Source organism: Bradyrhizobium sp. 1200_D9_N1_1 (genome assembly GCF_052075915.1).
Classification (GTDB): Bacteria; Pseudomonadota; Alphaproteobacteria; order Rhizobiales; family Xanthobacteraceae; genus Bradyrhizobium; species Bradyrhizobium diazoefficiens.
In genome coordinates, this window is record NZ_CP197226.1 from 8,196,014 (window position 1) to 8,218,964 (window position 22,951).

Sequence of the window (22,951 nt, forward strand, 5' to 3'; positions counted from 1 at the left end):
TTGAGGTTCTGGCAGGCTCGACACCCGCCTCGATACGCCGCCTATCTCATTCCGTCATCACCCAGTTTCCCGCATAGCTCGTCTGCTGGGTTGAGCTGGCCGCTTCCGGAGGGAATGACCGATGAAGACCTGGAGCTTTTGCTTTTCCCGGCCCCACGACCAGCGTCTCAGAGCCCGCAGCGGCCGGTGCCCGACTGGAGCTACATCGATAAAGAGCTCCGCCGGCGCAACGTAACCCGTCGCCTGCTCTGGGAGGAGTATCGCGCCGTTAATCCCGACGGTTTCGGGTACACGTGGTTCTGCACTACCTACGAGGCCTGGAAGGGGCGGGTCCGACCTTCGATGCGGCAGATTCATCTGGGCGGCGAGAAGGTGTTCGTGGATTTCGCCGGCGACACCATGGACATCGTCGATCCCCTGACCGGGGAAGTGCAGCCGATGAAGCTGTTCGTCGCGGCGATGGGCGCTTCGAACTACACCTACGCCGAGGCCTGCCCCAGCGAGAGCTTGGCCGACTGGATCCGGGCCCACGTCAACTTGTTCACGTTTTTGAGCGGAACGCCGACGTTCGTGGTCTGCGACAACCTCAAAGCCGCCGTCAGCAACCCCGACCGCTACGATCCCGGCCTCAATCGCACTTATGCCGAGATGGCGAGCCATTACGGCACGGCCATTCTCGCCGCACGGCCGCGGCGCCCAAAAGACAAGGCGAAGGTCGAGGTCGCGGTGCAAATCGCCCAGCGCTGGATTCTGGCCCGGCTGCGCAATCAGCGCTTCTTTTCCCGGGCCGAGCTCAACGCCGCCATCAAGACACTCGTCGACGAACTCAATGCTCGTCAAATGCGTGGCTTCGGCTCAAGCCGCGCCGAACTGTTTGCCGAACTCGACAAACCCAAGCTAACCCCGCTGCCAGATCAGCCTTATGCCTTCGCACGCTGGAAGCGCTGCCGCCTCGCTCCCGATTATCATGTCGAGGTCGACGGCCATTGGTACTCCGCGCCGTATCGTCTGATTGGCGAGCTGGTCGATGCCCGTATCGACGATCGGACGGTCGAGATCTTCCACAAGGGCCAGCGGATCGCCAGCCATGCCCGCGCGCCCAACCGACGCGGACACACCACCATCGCCGACCACATGCCCAGCGCCCATCGCCGCTACGGCGAATGGACCCCCGCCGCGGTGATCGCCGCCGGCGAGCGGATCGGTCCTTCGACAGCAGCGTTTTTCCAGGCCGTGATCGACGCCCGGCCCCATCCAGAACAAGGCTTTCGAACCTGCCTTGGCATTCTGGCGCTCGTCAAAAGCTACGGCGCCGACTGACCGGAATGGCCAAGGCCTTCGAGGAGCAGCGCCGATCGCCCGATCTCGAAGCCCTGCCGTTCGAAGATCGCATCGGCCTGTTGGTCGACCGCGAAGCCGCCGAACGCGACACCAGGCGGCTCACCACGCGCCTCAAGATCGCCGCACTGCGCCAGACTGCTTGCGTCGAGGACGTCGATCTGCGCACCCCGCGGGGCATCGACCGCGCCGTTTTCGCCAAACTCGTCGAAGGTCGCTGGATCGATCGCCACGAGAATTTGCTCGTCACCGGGGCAACCGGCCTGGGCAAAAGTTGGTTAGCCTGCGCGCTCGGCCACAAGGCCTGCCGCGACAACCGATCAGTCCTCTATCATCGCGTTCCAAGGCTGTTCGAGGCGCTCGCGCTCGCGCGCGGAGACGGACGCTACGCCCGGCTCCTCAAAAGCCTCGGCCGCGCTCAGCTTCTGATTTTGGATGATTGGGGACTATCGGTGCTCACCGCCGCGGAACGCCGCGATCTGCTCGAAATCCTCGAGGACCGACATGGCCGCGCATCCACCATCGTCACAAGTCAGCTCCCGTGGACACCTGGCATGGAGCCATTGGGGACCCCACGGTCGCCGACGCCATTCTCGATCGCCTCGTCCACAACGCCCACCGCCTCCAGCTCACCGGAGAAAGCATGCGAAAACGCAGCGCCAAAACCATCACCCTTGACGGCCAACCAGAACACTGACTCTATCTCCCATCGGCCGTAGCGGGCTGCTCACGATCGTCTGAATTCAGTGCTCACGATCGCGCGAAATCGATGCTCACGATCCGTGAAATCCGCAGTCTGCTGGGCGATCGCCTGCTCGCGCGTCAGGCGGGCCATTTCGACCGTCGAGACGCTGCCCGATTTGATCAGTGACGAGGCCCGCTCGACGGCGGCCACTGCCTTCTCCCGTCGCGCGGCCGCGGCCTCGATCGCCGACTGGATTTCGGCAATGCGCGCCTGGAGCTGGAGGATGCGACCGTCGCGGAACTGGGCCGCCTGGCGGGCGAGGTCCTGTTGCGCCGTCTCGGCGGCCGCAAGCTTGGCGGCGAAACTCGGGCGCTCATTTTCCATCCGGGACATCTGCCGCCGAAGATCGTCGAGCCGCACGCGATCGCCACGCGCGTTGACGACATGAAGGATCGCGTCGCCCTCATGGACCACGCTGAGTTGCGTCGAGCCTTGCGGCGGCTTCGCGCTCACGGTGCCGTCAATCGGCGAGCGCAACGTCACGATCCTGGCATTGACCACGGCCGCAACGCTCGAGGTCTGCAGCACGGCCTTCGTATTGCCTCACATATCGATGCTCCCGGGCGCGATCAGTTGCCTCATTTATTTTGCTCCTGGCCTGAGTTGAGGAGGAGGCCGGGTGCGGAGATGGCCGGGGTTTCGGAGCGCCCGGCCTCCTCCGCTGGCACCTCGCACGTCATTGGGGTGTTGTGACCTCATGCCCTGGCGGCATTTTTTCTGAAGCAAACAGCAGCGCATTCGCTTGCTCGCTGCGCCAGGATTTCAACCGACGTTGAAGGGTTCGAAGAAGCTTGTTCGGATAGTCTCCAGGATATTCCACCTGCAGGCGCGAGAGCAGTTCGCTGCCGGTCCGCCAAGGCTCGGCTTCAAACCATTTTCTCAAATCTGACGTTGCCCGGATAAGCGGATCGGGACGACGCCGGCCCCTTTTAGCCTTCACGATTGGCCGATCCGTCGGGCGCGTGGCGCCGTCCTTCCAGGCCGTTCGCAGGCTTGCCAGGAAGCGATCAATCGATTGTGATGCCGCAGCAGGATGGGCGGATGGTTGGATATCCGCGAGCGCCGCGAGGCGCTCCTGCACGTCGCGGATGTCGCGCAACAACGTGACCGGATCGAGAGCGGTATAGATTTCCTGGAGATGGTGGCGGACCGCATCAGGCGTGCGGGCGTCCGCTGACAGGCGCTGGTGGGGTGTTGCCGGCGCGCTGTATGTCTTACGTACACGAGCACCGTCGCGCTGCTTGGCTAACAGTTTGAACGAAGGTTGGAAGAAGTTTACGAACAGCCGCGCTGACCGATAGAGTTCCGCCAGTAGCTTGGCCGCCTCCAGGCCTTCGAACCTACGATAGCCGACCATCCTGCGCACGACGGCGCCGTTCTTTTGCTCGACGAACGCCTGGTCATTCTTCCGGTAGGGACGGCAACGCGTGAAGACAATGTTGGCCGCCTCGCAGTAGGCCTTCAACGTCTCATTCATGAACACGGTGTCATTGTCCGTGTCGAAGCCGAGCAGCGCAAAAGGCAATTGCTTGCGCAATTCCGTCAGCACCGTGCTCACCAGCGTCTGTTCGCGCACGATCAGAGGTGCGCACTCTGTCCAGCCGCTAGCAATGTCGGTGAGCACGAGGGTCTGGATGAAGCTGCCGCGCGCAGATGGACCGCTATGCGCTACAAGGTCGGCCTCGACGAATCCCGGCGCCGGATCATTCCAATCTGCCGAAGTCCGTATTGGAATACTGCGACGCAGGGAATGCCCCGCGTGCCGCCGGCGCTTGCGACCCAATTTTTCTCGAACCCGCACCAAGGCGCGGTCGATCGTCGCAGCGCTCATCGCCAAAAGTTTGGTGCGAATCTCAGGGGCAAGGTCGAGGTGCCCGTACCGTTCCATCGCCTCAATCAGCGCGGGCATTAATGCTTTCAGTCGCTTCCCGCAGATGCGGTCTGACGCCTCCCAAAGCAGCACGAGTGCGGTGTGTTCTGCTTCATTATATATCCGACGTCGCGCCCGTCGGCCCGGATGTACGCCTTCCTGGTTTCGAAGTAGACGCATCGCATGCTTCCGATGGAATCCGGTGATGTCGACGAACTCGTCCAATATCCGCGCCTTCTTCGCGCGATCCGACCGCCGATAGCGCACGCCTGCCGCCGCCGTCAGTTCCTTCCGCGTTGCCATGCTTAGCCACCCCATCTCCGCCCCTCGCTCGTTCCCGGTCCAGGGGAGCAATTTACGTGAGGCAACGGCTTAGGATCCGGTAACAATTAAGGCGAGGCAATGCGGCTTTGATTGTCGCGGAGCGTCAATCAAGCGAGCGTTTTTTGTGTCGCGTGCTCCGGTGGCCGCCCTGGACCACGCTTTCGCTCGAGGGCAGTCCGCCTGCGATAGCTCTCGACGTTCATCTCGACGATGGTGGCGTGGTGAACAAGGCGATCGATCGCCGCGAGGGTCATAGCTGGGTCCGGAAAGACCTTGTTCCATTCTCCAAAGGGCTGATTGGCGGTGATCAGCAAAGAGCGTCGCTCGTAGCGTGCGCTGATGAGCTCGAACAGCACACTGGTCTCGGCCTGGTCCTTGGTGACATAGGCAAGATCGTCCAAGATGACGAGATCGAAGCGATCGAGGCGGTTGATGGCGCCCTCGAGGTTGAGCTCGCGGCGAGCCACCTGGAGCTTCTGCACGAGATCGGTGGTGCGGGTGAACAGGACGCGCCATCCGTTCTCGATGAGGGCCAAGCCGATTGCTGCCGCCAAGTGGCTCTTGCCTCCACCGGGCGGACCAAACAGCAGCAGATTGGCGCCCTTGCCGAGCCAGCCGTCGCCGGCGGCGAGTGCGGTCATTTGCGCCTTGGAGATCATCGGCACGGCCTCGAAGTCGAAGCTGTCAAAGGTCTTTCCGGTAGGCAGCCGCGCCTCGACGAGATGGCGCTCGATGCGGCGGCGGCCGCGCTCAGCGATCTCGTGCTCGGCAATGGTGGCGAGGAAGCGCGCCGCCGGCCAGCCTTCTTTATCGGATTGCTCGGCAAATTGCGGCCACAGCGCCTTGATGGCGGGCAGCCGCAGCTCGTTGAGCAACAGATTGAGGCGCGCGGTGTCGACTACGTTGGTTGTGCTCATGCGGCGCCTCCGATCTCGGCGGTACCGATGAGGCATTCATAGGTGGCGAGCGGTGCGAGGCGTACCACGACGTTCGGCACCTGGGCGGGATCCGGGGCGAAGTGAGTACGTAGCCGGTTGAGGTCGGGCAGCCGGCCGTCGTTCAGGTCAGCCGTGAGCTGATTGGCGAGTTCGGCCTCGCAACCGCGCTCATGGGCGAGTGCGAGGAGATCGACCATGATCCGGCAGGCCTTCTTGTCCGGTAAGCGTTTGCGCAAGACGTCGAAGGCTCGGCGGTAAGCTTCCCGGGGGAACAGCTGGTCGCGGTAGACCAGGTTGAGGAGCGCCATCGGCTTGCGCCGCAAGGAATGGATCACGTGCCGATAATCGACGACCTGATCGTGCTTGCCATTGGGATGCGGCCGCCCGCGCGGCAAGGTGAGGAGATGCGTGCCGCCGACAAACACGTCGAGGTGATCGTCATACAGGCGCACCCGCAGCCGATGGCCGATCAAGCGCGACGGCACCGTGTAGAACACCTTGCGCAAGGTGAAGCCGCCGGACGACGTCACGTGGACGATCACCTCTTCATAGTCCGACGTGCGGCGGTCCGGCAGATCCTGAAGTGCGCTACGTTCACTGTCGATCCGCTTGGCGTTGCGGGCATTGCGGCGGCTGGCGATCTCATCGATGAAGCCACGATAGGCAGCTAGATCGTCGAAGTCGGCGGTGCCACGCAGCAACAGCGCGTCGCCGATCGCTCGCTTGAGATGACCATGCGAACTCTCGATCGCCCCGTTCTCGTGGGCGATGCCACGATTGTTGCGGGAAGGCCGCATGCCGTAATGGGCACAGAGGTCTTCGTATCGCCGCGTCAGATCGTCTTTGGCGTCGCGGTCGAGATTGCAAAAGGCGGCCGACAGGCTGTCGGTGCGATGCTCCCGTGGCGCCCCACCGAGTGACCACAAGGCATTCTGCAGGCCTTCGGCCAGAGCGACGAAGCTCTCACCGCCGAGCACGACATGGGCGTGCTCAAACCCGGAATAGGCCAGCCGGAAGTGATAGAGACGATGGTCGAGCGGTACGCCCGCGATCGTGACACCCAATTCGCCCATGTCGGTGAAGTCGGACAGGCCGCGCTGACCGGGTTCGTGGGTCTGGCGGAAGATGACCTCCTGCTCCTCGCCGTGGATCGCCCGCCAGGCCCGGATCCGGCGCTCCAGCGTGCGACGGATGCCGGCGCCGAGCTCGGGATGGCGTCGGAGCAACTCCTCGAAGATCGTGACCGGCCGCACACCGGGGGCGGCCTTCAGCATCGGCGCGATCTCTGTCTCAAATACGCGGGCCAAGGGATCTGGCCGGCGACGGCCGCGGGGAGCCTTCTTCTGCGACGGAAGGCGTCGATCCTTCTCGATCCGGTAAGCGGTCGAGGTGCTGAACGAAGCCTTGGCGGCGGCCACGGGTGGGCTATCGGTCTGACGGTACTTCATGTAGAGCCTCATTTGGTGATCGGTAATGTGTCGGCCTGGCACGCGAGTGATTCCTCTTGGCGGAAGAACCACTTGCATAACCAGCCGGCCGCGATCACCAGTCGGCGCGGTCCGCTGTGGATCGCGCCGACGCCGGGCTCGTAACTCCGGTCGGGCTACGCCCTCCCTGCGTCACGAGCCCGGCGTAGCCCTCTCATCATGGTCGACGCTCCACTTCCATCCTGTTCGCCGCGCGGCATCCGATTCGTGTGATTGCGTGCAGGCTTGAAGATAGCGGACCTTTCGTCCCGCGGGCGCCGACCGCAATTATGTCATCGTGTGGGGTCCGGACGCCGATCGGCGTCCCAAGTACTTGATTGACTTCGCGCGTACGGGGGTCAATGTTCAGCGTCGATTCACAGCCAACTCTATCTCGCCCACGGCGACATCAGCCCCTGAGTCGGTTTTGCAGTGCCTGCCGATCGACGACGAGCTGGTCCAGGTGGACTGTCTGCCCTCCTTGCTCCAATTGCCTAACCAGCGCCCGCGTCCCGTCCACGACAAAGACGCCGCAATCATAAGTGTTCTGCTGCTGGGCCATGCCGGCTGGCTCCAGGCGGAGGTGCAGCCTACTTGCGAGATGCTCTGCATGCTTTTTGTTGAGTCCCCTGTAGGAATCGTAGTGGTAGGCGACCGGCTGCCCCCGGTCACTGCGATCAACGAACAGCAGCGACCAATGGTTGCCGAGGTTATTAGGATCTTCAGGGTTGGCATTAATCACGGGCAGGAACAGGAAGTCGGCTGTATCATTAAATTCATCATCATGGACGATGCGCTGGAACTCGGTTTGCACGACGCCATCGTCGTTAGAGCCCAGATAATTTAGGACGATGAGGGGATTCACGAACCGCGTCCGGGCGGCGAGATCCGGATCGTTCCTCTGCAAATCCTGCTCCTGGAGCCGGTAATCCCTGTCGATATGCTCGTCGCCCAGCCATTCCGTGTCCTCGAGCACCAGCCCGTGGCCGTGAGACGAGACTGTCGGATCTAAAGCCCCGATCTGAGCGTTGGCGGAGGTGATCGGAAACGGCCGTACAGAATTAGCATCGTCGCGTGATTCGGACGGCGTGGGCGCAGTCAGATCAACCAATGGAAAACCGCGGTAGGTGTCCGAGCGCGCCCTGGCAGCGGGCGCCGGCGCAAAGTGAGCATCGTCGCGCAATTCCCACGGCGTGGGCGCATCCAGATGCACCAATGACTCAAGGCCGCCGTAGATGTCTGAGGGAGCCCTGCCGGTTGATGGTGAGGCCGGTTCTTGCATCTGCCGTCGCGCCAGCTCCTCGCGCAACCACGCCAAAGCTTCATCATCCGAGAAGGCTGGCGCCGGAGAAAGCCCCTGCGGCGAACCGGGCTGTCGAGCGCCCTGGTGATGCCCCGGTACTGGCCCGGCAAACAGCGGCCGAAAGTCAGGCGCCGGGGCCCAAGCATTGTCACGCAACTCGAATGGTGTGCGCGGATTCGGATTAACCGCTGCCTCAAGACCGGCGTAGGTGTCTGAGCGAGCCCTGGCAGGATGCGCTGGCGCAAAATGAGCATCGTCGCGCAACTCGGACGGCGTCGGCGCATTCAGATCAACAAATGGCTCAAGACCAGCGTAGGTGTCTGAACGGGCCCTGGCAGGATGCGCTGGCGCAAAATGAGCATCGTCGCGCAACTCGGACGGCGTCGGCGCATTCAGATCAACAGATGGCTCAAGCCTGCCCTTAGCATGTGACGGGGGCCTGGATGGTGATGCTGGTTCGTGCAGCTGTTCACCCAACCAAACCCAAGCTCCCGCGCTTGGGCTTGCCGGCGTTGAGGGAAGATCCTGCGCCGAGCCGGGATGCCGATCGCCCCACGCGGCCGGCGAGCTCGGCTGCTCAGGGCCTGGCAGCCCCAGCTCTCGGTTCGCCTCGATGAGTTTTAAGTAGCTGCGAAGATGCGACAAATCGGGACGGTATCTTGCGCCTCCGGTCCGTTGGAACGCCAGCACATCGTTGTCCAGCGTTAACTGCTCCTTGCTAGAGCCGTTAAGTCGCCCGATGATGCTCCCTTTGCGATTCCCTTTAAGCCACGCACTCAGCGCGCGAAGACGTGTCGCCCGCTTTTGCGCAGACCCCTTATCCTTCGCAGTTTTAACATGTTTCAGAGCTTGGCTCAGCGCGCCCTCGATGAGGGGCGCATCTTCTGGATGAGGAACCAGGCGACGTGGGGCACCGAGGACGCGGGGTTCGGGAGCTTCGGCTTCTTCACCCCCACGCAAGAGCCGCCGGAGAACATCCAGGGCCGATGTAATGCGGTGCTGGGGGTCACGGCCCAATCTCCGGTACGCCGCAATTTCCTCATCCAGCGGTGTACCTTTTCGTAGCCGAGAAGCTACGGACCCCCCATGCTCTGCGTTGACCCAGCGAACAAATCTCCCAAGCCCGGAAACACTGTTATTGATGGCGCCTGGGGTGAGCTTGCGCCGCTTGGCGTCTACACGAAACCTCGCCAAGAGCTCCGCGTCTTCCCCCGGGAGCGGCTCGCCGATTAGCTCGTTTTGCGACAGCATCGGAGCCTGCATCTGCAATGGGGACGCCGCCAGTTGATGGGATGGCGTCTGCATCAGCTGCCGCTCAACGGCGACGCCCTGCGGATTGCTTAGCGTCTTCTGCCTCTTCGCTGATCTCAACTCCCCTATATCATGCTCATTGATGACGAGAACCTGCTCGCCTGGCCCGAGCGGGTTCCTGTGACGTTTATCCGTCAGTTCGTCGTCATGGTGGCGCCAGTTCAGGGACCCTGCAGCATCCAATGCCAGGCCATGCGGCGGTGAAACCCCATGGTCGGCGCGGGGCAAGTTCAAGTCACGAAAAGACCCTCCTGCATCCGCTGCTTGTTGATGGTGCGCAATTGTCTCGATAGGCGGCGAGGAGCTGGGTCCGTCCATCGTCTCCAAAAGCAGATCCTGCTGGTTCGCAGGCAGAGTCTCCGGCCAGCTGATAGCTCCGCTCGAGCTGTGCTGTGCAGTCGCGGCCCGGGTCCGGCTCGGCTCAGCGCGAACCGCGCCTTCGAAATCAGGAACGGGGCGAATATGAGGCCGGAGCTCGATCGCTCTAGCACCCGCCGGCGACCTCAGGAGATGAGCCAGTGCGGCCCCGGCTTTTCTGCGGCCACGGGGGTCCGCCTCCTTATACTGGCTGACATCATTATCCAGCGAGCCGTCGCCAAGTCGAGCAGCAATGCCGGGCTTATCGTTCTCACGGAGGTAATCACTGAAATCGATAAGAAGAGTTGCATACTTCCTGACGGTGTTGGCGGTGCCTGACGCTGCATCTTCCTTGTACCCTTTGATGAGATCCGCATCTTGGGAATAGGGATTCAGCTCAACCCGGCTTGCAATCGGCGCGATGCCGCCCGGCGATTGGGAGGCTCGAAGATGAACCAGTGGCGTAGCGATGGCCTGCCCCTCCTGCTTGCCGAACTCCAGGGCATCCTCGACCAGCGACTCTTCGGAAAGCCGGGCAGCAATGCCCGGCTTTCCGTTCTTTACGAGCCAATGCCCCAATCCGAGAAGACAACGTACATTGCGCCTGACGGTGCGCTCGGTGGCCCCAGCCTTGAAGAGTGCCGGCCCGAGCCCCTCAATAAGAGACGCATCGTCGGAATAAACAGGATCCATGCCGCTTCCTGCGAAAACCAAATTTGCATGGCCGAGCGGCAGCGCCGACGCATTCAGCGTCGTTCCACCGCCTTCACCGTGCGGAGCCGGCGTATATGGTTGCCCGCTCGCCCGCACGATGGGTCGCGCCTCAGATCGCGATGCATCCGCTTGATAGGCGCGGACCTGCATGAGCACGGGAGCGGACAGGACAGCGACCTCGCTCAGCTGCCGCTGAAAGGCCGCCGCCTCTGCCGACGAGTCGGCTGGAGAGGCATCTTGCGCGTCCACGCTATCCGTTTGTTGCCCCCCCCGATTCATTGAGACGAATTTCATGTGTACTCACTTTCGAAGATGAAGAGCCTGGAGCGCTGATCGCATGCGCCTGGACTTGAGACGACACATCGCCGGCATTTGACGGTTCAGCTGCCAAGCGAAAGGAAGTTGGGGTCACGACGCTCCCGATCGAATTTCAATCGGACCCTGTTGTCGATCTGTTCGAGGAAGCCCGCGCCGGCTTCGAGCTCATCGAGGATTTCCTCTCGGTGAGAAACGGTCCACTTGATCGTGTCACCACAGCGACGCTCTGGCGCGGGACACCCAGGTAACTACATCCCGAGGCGCGCGAACTGCATCGACGCGTGCTCCGCCTCGGGAAGGGGATGCCACGGCTGGCCGCCAGCTGCGGTGCGCAACAAGGACCTACAGAACGCCGGCGTGAGCTTGCCGCGGTGGATCACGACGTTCTCGCGCCCCGTCGCAGCTCGAGCGCTCTGCCAGTCCTGATTGTAGCCGCGCTGGTCATTGGACTTCACGTGGCAAGCGGCGAACCCGGCATCGCTCAGCGTTGCCAACTGCCTGGCATGTACCGGCCGCTTGGTATGGATGTGCACCCACATCGGGCTTGGCGTCGCGCCATTGCGCAGGGCCTTGGGCTGCAGCTTGATCTCGAACAGTGTCCCCGGATCATCCTTCAAGGCGCGCGGTGAATTCACAGCCGCCAACTCCCCGGCCGCTCGCAACTGTTCAAGATACTTCTGGGACGGAAACGCGTAGGTCTTCATGCAATCGATCGTGATCACTGCCTTTTGCGCCGTGAAAGAGTTTGCCTGTCCCTGCACCTCGGACAACATCGCCTTGAGCCGGGCTATTTTGTCGTGCACTTCCGGCACTTGCGCAGGCGTGAGTAGGACACGTCGGCGAGGCTCCTCCAGCGCGGCTACACTGGCCTCAATCTCGGAGGCCTGTGTCTGCAGGCGCTTAACGACGAGATCCACGGCGTGATCGGCGTCCTCGGGCTTCCCGTGGCGCGCTTGCGAGACCGCGCTTTGCTGAGCCGGCAGATCGAACTGCAAAAGTTCGTCCAATCGCTTGAGTAATCCGGTCAGTGCGTTCCTGGAGGGCGGAGCCTGCAATATCTCCAGGTGCCCGGTCGCCGACGATGACGCCCTCGCGAGTGCCGCCTCCTCCGCGCTCGCGAGTTTCTTCGTACCCAGATCCGAGAGTACGATCACCTTGACTGTCGGGGCCGTGGCAGCGTCGGGCGTGGCGAGCTGCGGCTCGCGCGGCCCGGCCGCCGAACTTCGCTCGCCTGCGGCCGGTGCGCGCTTGCCCTTCCCCTCCCTGCGGGCCGCGCCCCCCTCAACCACTACGGCAGTCCGGGCCGTCGGCTCAATCACGGCGGGCGTCTTTGGCTGCACGTCCAAAAGACGCGTGACGTCGTCCGCGGTGACCCATGCACCATCCGCGATCTGGCCCAACAGTTTTAATGGAAGGTCGGCATCCGTTCCGGCGTCCCTTAGCCTGGTAACGATTCCGTGCACCCCTGAGGCAAATTCCGAAAGCCGCTCCATGACTCCTTCCAGAACGGTGCAGTGGTCTGCGTCGAGTGCCGCTCCGTTGCTGCTCAGAACGGCTTCGGACGCCGAGTTAAATGCCGGAAAAACATCCTCGATAAAGGTCCCGAGCAGACGCACCCGCCCATCCTCACCCATGAGGGCGTCGCTTACAGCTGGTTCGAACGTGCTCGCCCGCGACTCAATTAGAAGCTGAGCAAGAGCAACCTGCGATTGCAGATACACGCACTTCGTATAAAGTGCCCAGCCGGTCTGCAGGCGTAGTGCGGCCTCTTCGGCCTGCCGCATCTCGGGCGTGGTGCTCGGCAAGTTGGCGGTGGCCGCGCAGACGGACTGCATCCGTTCCATGCGCAATGCCTTCTTTCCCCACCCCTCCATGCAGGCCTCGTAGTGCTTCGCCACGCTGGATACCGCTCGGCTCAGCTGGTCAGGCTGAGCGTTGGCAACTCGCATATTCTTGAGCAAGGCTGTTGCTTTCTTCCTGCTCTTCTCCAGGTCGCCGATAATCCAGGTGGCCACGATGTCGCATTCGTTTCCCGCAGCGATAGTTTCCTCGCGGAGTCGGCGAGCCCGACCGTCGGAAAGAAGCCCGCGCGCCATGTCCGGGGGGAGGCTCGCGTAATAGCCCAGAACTTCCGAGCCTGCCTTGACGACTTGATCGATCAGCTCTTGCGCCTCCGACGGGTTCGGGTTCTGGGCTCGTGTGGCTGCATTTTTAGAAGCATCAAGCCCCGCAAGCAGGCTGCGCATTTTTTGCTTCGCTGCCTTGATTCCGTCGCCACTTGAGGAAATCTGGACTGCCACCGCCGAAGCTGGTGGCAGGCTCACGAGCGGAGCCGTTCCATCTCGAGGCCCGGAGCGCATCCGCTCCACGACAGAGTCGAAAGATTGCCCGCCCTCCCCGGGGGCGGGACCGAGCTCCGGGCTCGAACTACTCGATCCCCATGCGCTGTCGGCTCCTGCGGGCCCAACGTGCGATTTACCAGCTCGGCCAATGCCTGTCATATTCCACCTCCGATAAAGTCGAGAGTGCGCAGCCAGTCTGCATAGACTGGCTGGCTGACGAGTAGCTGACGTAGGGCGCTTCTCCCCGATTCACAGGAAAACCCGGATCACCGTGGGGTGCAATTCCATCGCGCCTGGCGTGCTGCTGGAGGCAGCGGGGCATCGTCAACTTAATCGACCGCGAGCCGAAGGAGGCGCTTCTCAAAGGTTCGAGATTCGGCGATAGCGCTTGTCGCGGAGATCTCGCGCCAAGTCGCAAAGGCTCGCCCGCGCGAAGCACGACGGAAGTCGGCAGTGACGGCTCCAGAATAGGGGATGTGGAAAAGGTTCGCGACCTGATCGTGAACTGACAGAAACCGTTGAGCCTGACGGGACGATTTGAAACGCTCCATGATCCGCTCGCGCCGCCGCGTCGGCTGATGAGAATTCTCGGCCCAATTGTTGAGAGCTTTGTGCTGGCGATGTTCGACGTGAAAGCCCATCTTCGCCCTCGCAGCGCCGTACGAACGGAGCTTGTCCGTGATTGTCCGTCGTCAGATGGTCGTTCAGCCGCCGGCGGCATACAACGCGCCGGATTCGAGCGAATGGTGGCGGAGGTTTGCCTCGGCAGGGTTGGTGCGGTTTGCGCCCGCGAGGTCTCGCGCTTCGCCCGCAACAGCCGGGATTGGCAGCAACTCATCGAGATGTGCCGCGTGGTCGATACCGTTCTGGTCGATCAAGAGACCATCTATGCGCCAAGGCACGGCAACGACCGCCTGCTGCTCGGGCTCAAGGGCAGCCTCAACGAGTACGAGCTGGATCTGTTGCGCCAGCGCTCGCTCTCGGCCCGCTACGAGAAGGCGCGCCGGGGCGAGTTGGTTGTGACAGCGCCCGTCGGCTTCGTGAAGGCCGGCGACCGTTATGAGAAAGACCCGGATCGGCGTGTCCAGGAGGCGATCAAGCTGGTGTTCGACAAGGTCGAGGAACTGGGCAGCGCGCGACAGGCGCTCTGCTGGCTCCATGAGTACAATCTCGATCTGCCGGTGAAGCAGACCAACGGCGACACGGCCTGGCGGCGACCAAACTACTCTGCCATCCACCGGATCATTGAGAACCCGGTCTACGGCGGCGCCTATGCCTATGGTAAGACAGCTGTGGCGGCGGGATACAGCACCGCTGGCGTGAGCCTGAAGATCCGCCGCAAGGCGCGGAACGAATGGCTGACGCTGAAGCCCAACACTCACGAAGGGTATGTGAGCTGGGAGAAGTTCGAGGCGATTCGCACCATGGTCAGCAGCAATGTTCCCACCAGTCGGCATCACGGCGCGCCCAACCATGGTGACGCGTTGCTGGCCGGTCTGATCCGCTGCAAGCGCTGCGGTCGCAAGCTCACACTCCGGTACTCCGGCATGGAGAACCATATCCCGCGCTACAGCTGCAACCGTGCCTGGATGGATAATGGCTGGGCCCACTGCATCGCCTTCGGCGGACTGCGCGTCGATGACGCCATCGAAGAATCGCTGCTTGGAGTCGTCGGTCCGGGCGCTGTCGCCGCCGCAACCGCTGCCGCCAAGGGAGCCAGGGAACGGCGCGATCAGGTACGCGATGCTCTCAGTCGCGACCTCGAAGCGGCGCGCTATGCCGCCGACAGGGCTTTCCGGCAATACGATGCCGCTGATCCCGCGAACCGGCTGGTGGCCAGTGAGCTGGAAGCGCGCTGGAACAGGGCGCTCGCTCACGCGGCGGAGGTTGAGGCCAAGATCGCCATGCATGATGCGGCCACGCCCGCACCCCTTGCCGATCCAGTCTCGCTCGGCGTTCTGGCCTCGAACCTCAAAACGGTCTGGGATGCGCCGACGACGGATGCTCGCCTCAAGAAGCGCATTGTGCGCACCCTCATCCATGAGGTCGTGGCCGATATCGACGACGCGGCCTCGGAGATCGTTCTCATCGTCCATTGGGTGGGGGGCGCCCACAGCGAGTTGCGCTTGCCGAAGCGCCGGCGCGGACAGCGCAACAGCACCTCTGCCGATATCGTCCAGGCCGTGCGTCAACTGGTGCTGATCGCCAGCGACGATCTGATTGCCGGCCTCCTCAATCGCAACGGCCTCAAGACCGGCAACGGCAATCGCTGGACCCGCGAGCGCGTCACATCAATGCGCTCGAACTACCACATCCCGGTGTTCAAGCCCGCCGAGGACGCGATCGAGCCATGGCTCGGGGCTTGGCAACCTTGACCATCACGCTACTCAACAAAACAGGTTATCGAATCTAGTACCCGGAATCAGAGCTGAGTGATACGGCGGCCTTTGAAACGGCGTTGCCGGACCTTTTTCTTGGTCCAGACGAAGGGCTCGGCTCTGTCGTTGTATGCGTTGACGTAGGCATCGATGTGTTCCTGAAGCTGCTTGAGGCTCGTGAAGGAGGTGCCGCTGAGCGACTGCCCCTGCAAGATGGAAAACCATACTTCGACCTGATTGAGCCATGACGCACTTGTCGGCGTGAAATGAAATTGCACGTTGGGGTGGGCCTTGAGCCAGTCCTCGTTCTTTTTATGGGTGTTGAGGTTGTCGAGGATGACGTGAAGCTTGCGGTTCGGAAAAGTCGCGGTGACGCTGTTCATGAAATCGAGAAACTCGACGCGGCGCCGGCGTTTTGAATGGGTCGCGATGATCTTTCCGGTGGCGACTTCGAGCGCCGCAAACAATGTTGTGGTGCCATGCCGCTTGTAATCGTGGCTTTGGCCGGTTAAGGCGCGGCCATTGGGCAACTTCAGATAACCCTGCGCTCGCTCCAAAGCCTGGATCGAGGGCTTCTCGTCCACGCACAGCACAATGGCCTTCGCCGGCGGCGCGACATAGAGGCCGACAACATCGGCGGCTTTGGCCGTAAAGTTCGGGTCGTTGCTCTCGCACCAGGACTTGCGAGCCACCAGGTCAATCTTGTGGCTGCGCAGGAACCGCCAGACATATTGGACATCGACATCGCCCAGCGCCTCGGCCAGCAGGGGGCCGGTCCAGCGCGCAAACCCTTGCGGTGGCGGCTTATCCAGCAGCTTCAGAATCCGCTTGTCGGTCGTCTTCGTATAGATCGGCTGCTTGCCAGGCCGCGGCTTGTCTTGCAGCCCTTCAAGGCCATGGTCGGCATAGCGATGCCGCCAAAGGCTGACAATCCGCGGCTGGACCCCAACTTCCTTGGCGATCGACCGGGTGCTGCGCCCATCCGCCGCCAACAGAACTATCCGCGCCCGCTTCAAATCGCGCTGCAACGTCACCGGTGAGCGACAGCACGCCTCAAGCACCTTGCGATCTTTCCTCGAAAGGTGGACTTCTCTTGCTTCGGGTATCATCCCGACCTTGAATCACGACTCACGTTCCAAGAAAAGTGGGTACTAGTCAGGCTCCTGGTCGGCCTGGGGCTTCGGTTCGCGCAGCACGATTTTACCCAAAACGGCCAAGCCGGGCGCGATCACGATATTGAAACCCTTGCCGTCATCGTTCGGCCAAGCGGCGCCGATCCGCGTCCATGTAGAATTTCGGCCGTCACCGGCCACAGCGAAGGCATCGTGCGTGGGCTTTCGACTTTCAGACATGAGGTTTCCTTTTCAAAACGAGGGATGTTCATCATGACCGACAATCCGCGCCAGGGCTCGGCGCGGGATGACTTCTTTCGGGCCTCGGCGCTGCAACTGCTGACGGCGTTGATCGCCGATGTCTGTTTGTCCGGTCATACGGAAAAGAAGGATCAGCACCTCCGCCAGGTCCGCGCCAACCTGTCGGAGCCGGAGCCGAAGTTGCGCCAGCGGCTTCAGACGATTTACGACAACTCCGAGTCCGGATTCGTGAAGGAGAATGTCGCGCCCTTCATCGCCATGACGCCAGAGACCTTCAGCGGCGTCTACGCCAATGCGGTGAAGGAAACCCACTGGCTCTCCTATGGCAACTATGCCGCCCTGGTGTCCGGATCGAGCTTCACGACGGCCGAGCTCGCGGAGGGCCGGACGGACGTCTTCATCAATCTCGACCTGAAGACCCTGGAGAACCATGCCGGCCTCGCCCGCGTCATCATCGGCTCGCTGCTCAACGCCATCTACAATCGCAATGGCGAAGTGACCGGCCGGACCCTGTTCCTACCCGATGAGGTCGCGCGTCTCGGCTACTTACGCATTCTCGAAACCGCGCGTGATGCGGGGCGCAAATACGGCATCACCCTCTTGATGCTCTACCAGTCAATCGGCCAGATGCGCGAGGCCTATGGCGGCCGCGATGCCACCAGCAAGTGGTTCGAAAGCGCATCCTGGATCTCCTTCTCGGCGATCAACGACCCCGAGACGGCGGACTACATCTCCAAGCGCTGCGGCGACACGACGGTCGAGGTCGATCAGCTGAGCCTGTCCTCGCAGACGTCGGGTTCCTCCCGGACGCGGTCCAAGCAGCTCGCGCGCCGGCCGCTGATGCTGCCGCATGATGTCTTGCGCATGCGAACCGACGAGCAGGTCATCTTTATTGCGGGCAATCCACCGCTGCGATGCGGACGCGCCATCTGGTTCCGGCGCACCGACATGCGCGCCTGCGTCGGCGAAAACAGGTTCTATCGGAGAGACGCTGGTCGGCGTCGCTGATTATCGCGAACGCGGCGATGAGAAAGACGTGGGCGGCATACAAACGACCGGCTGGTTCCCAGGCAGAGAAAGAAAGGGCGTACGTGGAAGGGCAGTATTGTCTGGGAACGGAAAGCCGAGACGGAGCGCATCCAGCAACGACGGCATACCGGGCTCGATGCTCGGCTCGTCGTACGAGCCGGCGCATCATCTCGCCCGCCACCTGTAAGCCGCCTAATTTTTGATCCAGACGTAGGGCTCCACGCTGTTGATTTTGCAGGTGGCGATGAGCGAAGCTATGCGCGCCCATGAACGACCACCTTCGTCGTGACCAGCAAATGAACTATTTTTACGCGTCAGAGTCAGCGGCCTGATTTGATTTTCGACGGGATTGGTGTCCATCTCAACGCAACCATCGTCGAGAAACAAGGTGAGGCCATCCCAATGGTTCAGGAGATAGGCGATCGCCTTGCCCATCTCGCTGCCCGGCGACAGGCGAGCGGCTTGCTCGCGCAGAAACCTCTCGAGTTCAGCGACGAGCGGCCGTGATCGCTCGTTACGGGTCGTTTGCCGAGCCGGGGCGTCGGCGCCACGGATCTCCTTCTCGATCGCATAGAGTGCGGCGATGCGCGCGAGAACGGCTTCGGCGATGGGTGAGCCGGCTTTCGGAGTCGCTGCGATGATCTTGCGCCTTGAGTGGGACCAACATGCGGCCAGCCGCAGCGGCACGCCGCCTTTGCGCTTGGGCCGTGCGAGCCGATGATAGCCCTGGTATCCGTCGACCTGAAGGATGCCGTCGAAGCCCTCGAGGATGCGCTCAGCATGGTCACCACCGCGTCCTGGCGCGTAGTGGTAGACCACGATTGGTGGATCAGCGCCGCCGTGGCCGCGATCGTCGCGCAGGACAGCCCACAGATAGCCGGTCTTCGTTCGGCCCCGGCCCGGATCGAGCACAGGCGCCCTGGTCTCGTCTATGAACAAGCGGCCCGATTGCTTCATCACGACGCTCATGCGCTCGACCAGCGGCGCGAGGTGGAAGGCGACCGTTCCCATCCAGTCTGCCAGAACGGCGCGATCGATGAAGATGCCATGCCGAGCCAGAACCTGCGACTGACGATAGAGTGGCATGTGCTCGCTGAACTTGGCGACCGCCACCTGCGCCAGCAGCGCCTCGGTGGGGATGCCACCCTCCACGAGATGGGCGGGCGCCGGCGCCTGAGCAACACCGGTGCAGCCCTTTGCACAGGCGTAGCGCGGTCGCACCGTCTCGATCACACGATACTGGGCGGCCATGACATCGAGACGGCGGGAGCGATCCTCGCCGATCTGGGCCATCCGGCCGCAGCCGCAGGGACACTCGAGGTTCTCGGGTTCGATCACCTGCTCGATGCGCGGCAGGTGCGCGGGAAAGGCACGGGCAGCGCGCCTGGTCCGGCCGCTGGACGGCGCCGTGCCGGCGCGGCGCGCACAATCGTCCTGGCGTTCCTGGACTTCGGCGATGGCAATCTCGATGTCCTCGAGAACCAGTTGCATCTGATCGGGATTGAACTTCTCCGAGCGTTTACCGAAACGTGCGCGCTCGTACTCCTTCACGAGCAGTTCGAGGCGTTCGACGCTCTCTTTGGACGCAGCCAGTTCACTCTCGACATGAAGGCGCGCCGAGCATTCATCGTCTGCGCGACGACGCTCGGCTTCAATCATCGCTTCCTGCGCGCGGAAGAGCGCGCGCAAATCGGCGGGCAGCGCTGCAAGACGGGCGGGATCAATGGGGGACGGCGGCACATCCGCAAGCTATCATCCCAAAGCCCCGCGCGAAACAGGTTGTCGGGTCTGAGTCAGTTCGCCGCAGCTGGCGTCGCGACAATCCGTTCGCCCACTCGCTTCCAGTTCAGCCCTTCAAACAGCGCTTCGAACTGCACGCGCGTCAGATGCATGACGCCGTCGCTGATCTGCGGCCACTCGAAACGACCATCGCGGCCAAGGCGCTTGTAGACCAAAACGAGGCCCGTGCCGTCCCATAGCAAAATCTTCAGCCGGTCGGCGCGCTTCGAACGAAAAACCACGATCAGGCCCGAATGCGGATCGAGCCCAAGCGTGTTTTGCACAAGACCGGCCAGCGCGTCGTGCCCGCACCGGAAGTCAACAGGACGCACAGCAAGCACAATCCGCAGTCCCTGCGCCGGAATGATCATGCGCCGCGCTCGATCGCAGTCACGATCTCCGCGATCCGCACCGCCGACACGTCCGCATCCAGGCGGACCGAAACCTTGCCAATCGTAATCTCGACGGGCCCTCGCTCTTGCCTGGCGCCACTGGATCGCTCAGCTCGATCGACACGAAATCCGCCGCGTCGTCCGTGACCAATGCGAGCCGGCCAGCACGCGCCAATCTGCGCCACGTCGTCAACTGCTGGGCCTTCACACCATAACGCCGTGCGACATCACATACCCGGGCGTCGGGCTTCATGCTCTCGAAAACAGCGCGCCCCTTGATCTCCGCAGACCATAACCGGCATCCAGAACGCGTCCGGCGCGTAAGCTTCCCCACAAAGCCATCAGCTTCGGCTTCCTCCCCCGATTGTTCCATCGCCTTCAGTCTCCTCTCGGCTCTCTGACAAGCCAAGGATCGCAGAGCGAATGCCGAAGCGAAACCAGTCAATCAAATGGGAGAAAAGCTCCGCTTACAATTTTTGCTCGTTCAGACCGACACAAATTGCTCAAAGATTCGTGGAGAGAAAAGCAGATGAGCGATGAGCCCGACCTCGAGAGCAGAGTCGTTGCAGCGATACGACACTATCGTGCGGCGCTCGACGTGGCGGAAAACCTGGAACGAGAGGACGCGTGCGCGCATCGAGCGCTGACGAGCACCCTGCTCGATTTGGAGCGTGCCCTGCGAGGCGAAGCGGCCCCGCATCTCAACAACAACCTGTTTGAGACCGGCTCCACGGCGGTTGCACGGTCGGATAAAACATGGGCCGACCTGGTCGAGGCGACTGCGAGATTGGATTCGGCCCGTCGAACCTTAGCTGCTCTGGAACGGCAGTTGGGATATCTTCCAAAAGTCTCGAGGGGAGCGGATCACAAGTGAGGTTAGATAAGAGTCTCGCACGATCGGAAGGTTTCCCGACCATTTCAGAGCGGCGGCGGCAACGCTCTGACGGGCTCGTGTCCCAGCCAAAATCCCGCGCCCAAAACAGACCTCTCTGCGTCCTCGTGTTTGGGACCGCCGAGGTACAGCGCGCGAATCGGGACCTTGCTGGATCCCAACCTTCCAACTTTCCCGCCGCCTCGCCGCGTCCTCCTATGCAGGAATAGACCTCGACGCACTGGCTCGATCGTCCTGTCGAGCGTGCACAGTTTCTGATGACGCTGACCAGCGCGAGTCCTGGTTGAGTTTCTTCTGCTTGTGACTCGGCGTGGAAACGGCATTGCAGCCTCTTCGATCTTCGGCGCGGCTGCGATCATGTGATCAAGCTCTAAAAAGTGGTTCGACGACAGGCAGGCGCTTGAGGCCAGCGTCAACGTTGTCGGAAAAGTGGAAGCCGTGCCGGCTCACACCGTAATCAAAACAGACGTCAAGCGCCAATCCAAGGGCCAGAGCTGCGCTTACGATCAACGTCGAACCGATGCGTTCGAACCACCAATCTCATTGGTGGCGCCTGCTCCGGTGCGATCGATGACCCAGGCCACCATGTAGCCCTTGGCCTGCTCGGTCTGCACCTGCCGGAGGGCCTCAGAGTAGGTTAGTAAGGGCTCTTGCGCCGGGTAGACGGCGCGGTCGGTCGGGGTGACAAAGTGATGGCAGCACACGCGATAGTCTTTAGCCTCGAACATCGGAATCCTCCTCTCGCCTCAGGTTGCGCGGCCATACGCGCTTTCAGATACTGCCCTACCACAGAGAATGCGGCCTTTAAGAGGCCGCGCGCTTCTTCAACACCCCATAAGGTTGGTCGGGCTGCCAGACGCAGGTCGGCGATGTCCGACCACATCGCGCGCTTGATTCTCTGCAGCAGCACCGGCAAAGAAGTGCCCGGGTGTCATTCCATAATTCACCCGTGTCCGGACTTCGATTTCCCGTTCGTCCGCAATTGCTCCGTCGATCGCTCAACGGCTGCACCGATGTCACCTAGTCAGCTTTCAAACCTTGCTGAGGCTGCTGGATCGACAATGCTTGGACCTAGCTCCGGCGCGATTCAGTGAGCTTCTCGATCAGTTCAGACTGCGGTCTCGGTTTTGCCGCGAGACGGTGGGGTTCAAATCGGGCCGTGGAGCCTCCACATCATCGCCACAGTCCGAAGACACCCGCCTGGTGCAATTGATGTAGCGAGAGAATGAATCGTTTGGCCCTGATCGATTCATAGAAAGCATTGGACCTCGCTTCCACAGGAAGCGAGAATCCATGCATGCCGAACCTTAAGCTAGGGCCGCTTCACCTTCGCCGCATCGACACCACCCGCAACATGCGGCGGTTTTACTTGCTTTCGATCCAACCGACCTTGTTCGGCGGGGTCTCGCTGATCCGCGACTGGGGCCGGATCGGCACGACCGGCCAGACGATGGTGCAGACTTTCGATGCCAGCGCTGAAGCGGGCGAAGCATTCGGACGGCTGGAGCGCGCCAAGCGCAGGCGCGGATACACCTCTGCTGAGGAGAGAGTCTGAGGTTTCGTCAATTTCCCGGGGATTACGGATCCACTTACGATGCCTGGAACGTGAAGTGACAGAAACCGTTGAGCCTGACGGGACGATTTGAAACGCTTCATGATCCGCCGCGTTGCCGCGTCGGCTGATGAGAATTCTCAGCCCGATTGTTGAGAGCTCTGTGCTGGCGATGTTCGACGAAAAAGCCCATCTTCGCCCTCGCAGCGCCGTGCGAACGCTTGTCCGTGATCATCACGCGCGGCGGCGTGCCGGCGGATTTCAAGAGCTTCTTCATGAGCCGCTGGGAAACCGGAAATACAACCAAACGGCATAGCTGATCACTTCCGATGGGAAGCGATGGCGGCGATAAAGAGGGTCCCGGGCGGTCGGCATGCCGGTCGTCTACCCCTCGGCCGCTCCAATTCGTTAACTTGACGGTACCCGCTGCTCGTCGACAGCGATGGCACGATCATCGCGGGCGAAGGCCGATACCTGGCCGCGCGAAAGCTCGGTCTCCTCGAGGCGCCGGTCAGCTGACCGGTCTTTCC

At 62.1% G+C, this 22,951-nt stretch carries 14 protein-coding genes and 5 pseudogenes; 6 read left to right on the forward strand and 13 right to left on the reverse strand.

Annotated features, from left to right (window positions below):
- Positions 1-24 precede the first annotated feature (24 nt).
- Both istA (AB5K84_RS38725) and istB (AB5K84_RS38730) read left to right on the forward strand, forming a co-directional pair.
- Positions 25-1,317 (forward strand): annotated as a pseudogene (gene istA, locus AB5K84_RS38725) (IS21 family transposase); the annotation flags it as partial.
- A gap of 8 nt (positions 1,318-1,325) precedes the next feature.
- Positions 1,326-2,035: pseudogene (gene istB, locus AB5K84_RS38730) on the forward strand (IS21-like element ISFK1 family helper ATPase IstB).
- A gap of 30 nt (positions 2,036-2,065) precedes the next feature.
- On the opposite strand, the gene AB5K84_RS38735 reads toward istB (AB5K84_RS38730), so the two are convergent.
- From AB5K84_RS38735 to AB5K84_RS38765, 7 genes and pseudogenes are all read right to left on the reverse strand, one after another.
- Positions 2,066-2,611 carry a hypothetical protein gene (locus AB5K84_RS38735; protein WP_441232740.1) on the reverse strand — a complete coding sequence of 182 codons (546 nt, stop codon included), beginning with the start codon at positions 2,609-2,611 and terminating at the stop codon, positions 2,066-2,068.
- Positions 2,612-2,759: 148 nt separating this feature from the next.
- The gene (locus AB5K84_RS38740) at positions 2,760-4,271 is read right to left on the reverse strand and encodes an ISNCY-like element ISBj12 family transposase (RefSeq protein WP_441232741.1); all 1,512 of its coding nucleotides are present in this window, start codon (positions 4,269-4,271) and stop codon (positions 2,760-2,762) included.
- A 113-nt stretch (positions 4,272-4,384) separates the two neighbouring features.
- Positions 4,385-5,194 carry an IS21-like element ISBj11 family helper ATPase IstB gene (gene istB / locus AB5K84_RS38745; RefSeq protein WP_018270204.1) on the reverse strand — a complete coding sequence of 270 codons (810 nt, stop codon included), beginning with the start codon at positions 5,192-5,194 and terminating at the stop codon, positions 4,385-4,387.
- Positions 5,191-6,705: an IS21-like element ISBj11 family transposase gene (gene istA, locus AB5K84_RS38750; RefSeq protein ID WP_038973741.1), complete on the reverse strand. Its 1,515-nt coding sequence runs from the start codon at positions 6,703-6,705 to the stop codon at positions 5,191-5,193. Before istA (AB5K84_RS38750) ends, istB (AB5K84_RS38745) begins: the two co-directional genes overlap by 4 nt.
- A gap of 385 nt (positions 6,706-7,090) precedes the next feature.
- Complete coding sequence (locus AB5K84_RS38755) at positions 7,091-10,660, reverse strand: Ulp1 family isopeptidase (RefSeq protein WP_441232742.1); 3,570 nt, start codon at positions 10,658-10,660, stop codon at positions 7,091-7,093.
- Between the two features lie 272 nt (positions 10,661-10,932).
- Positions 10,933-13,185, reverse strand: a complete 2,253-nt coding sequence (locus AB5K84_RS38760; protein WP_011084516.1) for a hypothetical protein — start codon at positions 13,183-13,185, stop codon at positions 10,933-10,935.
- 181 nt (positions 13,186-13,366) lie between these two features.
- A pseudogene (locus tag AB5K84_RS38765) lies at positions 13,367-13,718 on the reverse strand (DDE-type integrase/transposase/recombinase); the annotation flags it as partial.
- Here AB5K84_RS38765 and AB5K84_RS38770 point away from each other — a divergent pair.
- The gene (locus AB5K84_RS38770; protein ID WP_011084515.1) at positions 13,605-15,401 is read left to right on the forward strand and encodes a recombinase family protein; all 1,797 of its coding nucleotides are present in this window, start codon (positions 13,605-13,607) and stop codon (positions 15,399-15,401) included. The pseudogene AB5K84_RS38765 and the gene AB5K84_RS38770 sit on opposite strands and share 114 nt — an antisense overlap.
- A gap of 47 nt (positions 15,402-15,448) precedes the next feature.
- Here the strand turns inward: AB5K84_RS38770 and AB5K84_RS38775 are convergent, their stop codons facing one another.
- Positions 15,449-16,513: an IS630-like element ISRj1 family transposase gene (locus AB5K84_RS38775; protein ID WP_011084514.1), complete on the reverse strand. Its 1,065-nt coding sequence runs from the start codon at positions 16,511-16,513 to the stop codon at positions 15,449-15,451.
- Positions 16,514-16,783: 270 nt separating this feature from the next.
- Between AB5K84_RS38775 and AB5K84_RS38780 the strand changes: the two are divergent.
- A pseudogene (locus AB5K84_RS38780) lies at positions 16,784-17,785 on the forward strand (type IV secretory system conjugative DNA transfer family protein); the annotation flags it as partial.
- A gap of 213 nt (positions 17,786-17,998) precedes the next feature.
- Here AB5K84_RS38780 and tnpC read toward each other — a convergent pair.
- Genes tnpC through AB5K84_RS38795 form a run of 3 tightly spaced genes read right to left on the reverse strand, consistent with a single transcriptional unit; the run spans position 17,999 to position 20,350 of the window.
- On the reverse strand, positions 17,999-19,546 hold the full coding sequence (gene tnpC, locus AB5K84_RS38785; protein ID WP_011084512.1) for an IS66 family transposase: 1,548 nt from the start codon (positions 19,544-19,546) through the stop codon (positions 17,999-18,001).
- Between the two features lie 53 nt (positions 19,547-19,599).
- Positions 19,600-19,956 (reverse strand): IS66 family insertion sequence element accessory protein TnpB, encoded by a 357-nt coding sequence (tnpB, locus tag AB5K84_RS38790; RefSeq protein ID WP_011090953.1) that lies wholly within the window; start codon positions 19,954-19,956, stop codon positions 19,600-19,602.
- A gap of 19 nt (positions 19,957-19,975) precedes the next feature.
- Positions 19,976-20,350, reverse strand: a complete 375-nt coding sequence (locus AB5K84_RS38795; RefSeq protein ID WP_011084510.1) for a transposase — start codon at positions 20,348-20,350, stop codon at positions 19,976-19,978.
- A 156-nt stretch (positions 20,351-20,506) separates the two neighbouring features.
- On the opposite strand from AB5K84_RS38795, the gene AB5K84_RS38800 reads away from it, so the two are divergent.
- Positions 20,507-20,851 (forward strand): hypothetical protein, encoded by a 345-nt coding sequence (locus AB5K84_RS38800; protein ID WP_011084509.1) that lies wholly within the window; start codon positions 20,507-20,509, stop codon positions 20,849-20,851.
- Between the two features lie 524 nt (positions 20,852-21,375).
- On the opposite strand, the gene AB5K84_RS38805 is transcribed toward AB5K84_RS38800, so the two are convergent.
- Positions 21,376-21,597, reverse strand: coding sequence for a hypothetical protein (locus tag AB5K84_RS38805; protein ID WP_014497999.1), 222 nt, complete (start codon positions 21,595-21,597; stop codon positions 21,376-21,378).
- 569 nt (positions 21,598-22,166) lie between these two features.
- Here AB5K84_RS38805 and AB5K84_RS38810 point away from each other — a divergent pair.
- Entirely contained in the window at positions 22,167-22,424 is a 258-nt protein-coding gene (locus AB5K84_RS38810; RefSeq protein WP_011084508.1) for a WGR domain-containing protein, read from the forward strand.
- 50 nt (positions 22,425-22,474) lie between these two features.
- Here the strand turns inward: AB5K84_RS38810 and AB5K84_RS38815 are convergent.
- A pseudogene (locus AB5K84_RS38815) lies at positions 22,475-22,796 on the reverse strand (DDE-type integrase/transposase/recombinase); the annotation flags it as partial.
- Positions 22,797-22,951 lie beyond the last annotated feature (155 nt).

Coding starts and splice junctions, on each gene's coding strand:
- AB5K84_RS38740 (WP_441232741.1), bottom strand. CDS start 4,271: ATGGGGTGGCTAAGCATGGCAACGCGGAAGGAACTGACGGCGGCGGCA.
- AB5K84_RS38805 (WP_014497999.1), bottom strand. CDS start 21,597: ATGTTCGAGGCTAAAGACTATCGCGTGTGCTGCCATCACTTTGTCACC.
- AB5K84_RS38755 (WP_441232742.1), bottom strand. CDS start 10,660: ATGAAATTCGTCTCAATGAATCGGGGGGGGCAACAAACGGATAGCGTG.
- AB5K84_RS38770 (WP_011084515.1), top strand. CDS start 13,605: ATGAGAATTCTCGGCCCAATTGTTGAGAGCTTTGTGCTGGCGATGTTC.
- AB5K84_RS38800 (WP_011084509.1), top strand. CDS start 20,507: ATGAGCGATGAGCCCGACCTCGAGAGCAGAGTCGTTGCAGCGATACGA.
- AB5K84_RS38795 (WP_011084510.1), bottom strand. CDS start 20,350: ATGGAACAATCGGGGGAGGAAGCCGAAGCTGATGGCTTTGTGGGGAAG.
- tnpB (WP_011090953.1), bottom strand. CDS start 19,956: ATGATCATTCCGGCGCAGGGACTGCGGATTGTGCTTGCTGTGCGTCCT.
- AB5K84_RS38810 (WP_011084508.1), top strand. CDS start 22,167: ATGCCGAACCTTAAGCTAGGGCCGCTTCACCTTCGCCGCATCGACACC.
- istB (WP_018270204.1), bottom strand. CDS start 5,194: ATGAGCACAACCAACGTAGTCGACACCGCGCGCCTCAATCTGTTGCTC.
- AB5K84_RS38775 (WP_011084514.1), bottom strand. CDS start 16,513: ATGATACCCGAAGCAAGAGAAGTCCACCTTTCGAGGAAAGATCGCAAG.
- AB5K84_RS38760 (WP_011084516.1), bottom strand. CDS start 13,185: ATGACAGGCATTGGCCGAGCTGGTAAATCGCACGTTGGGCCCGCAGGA.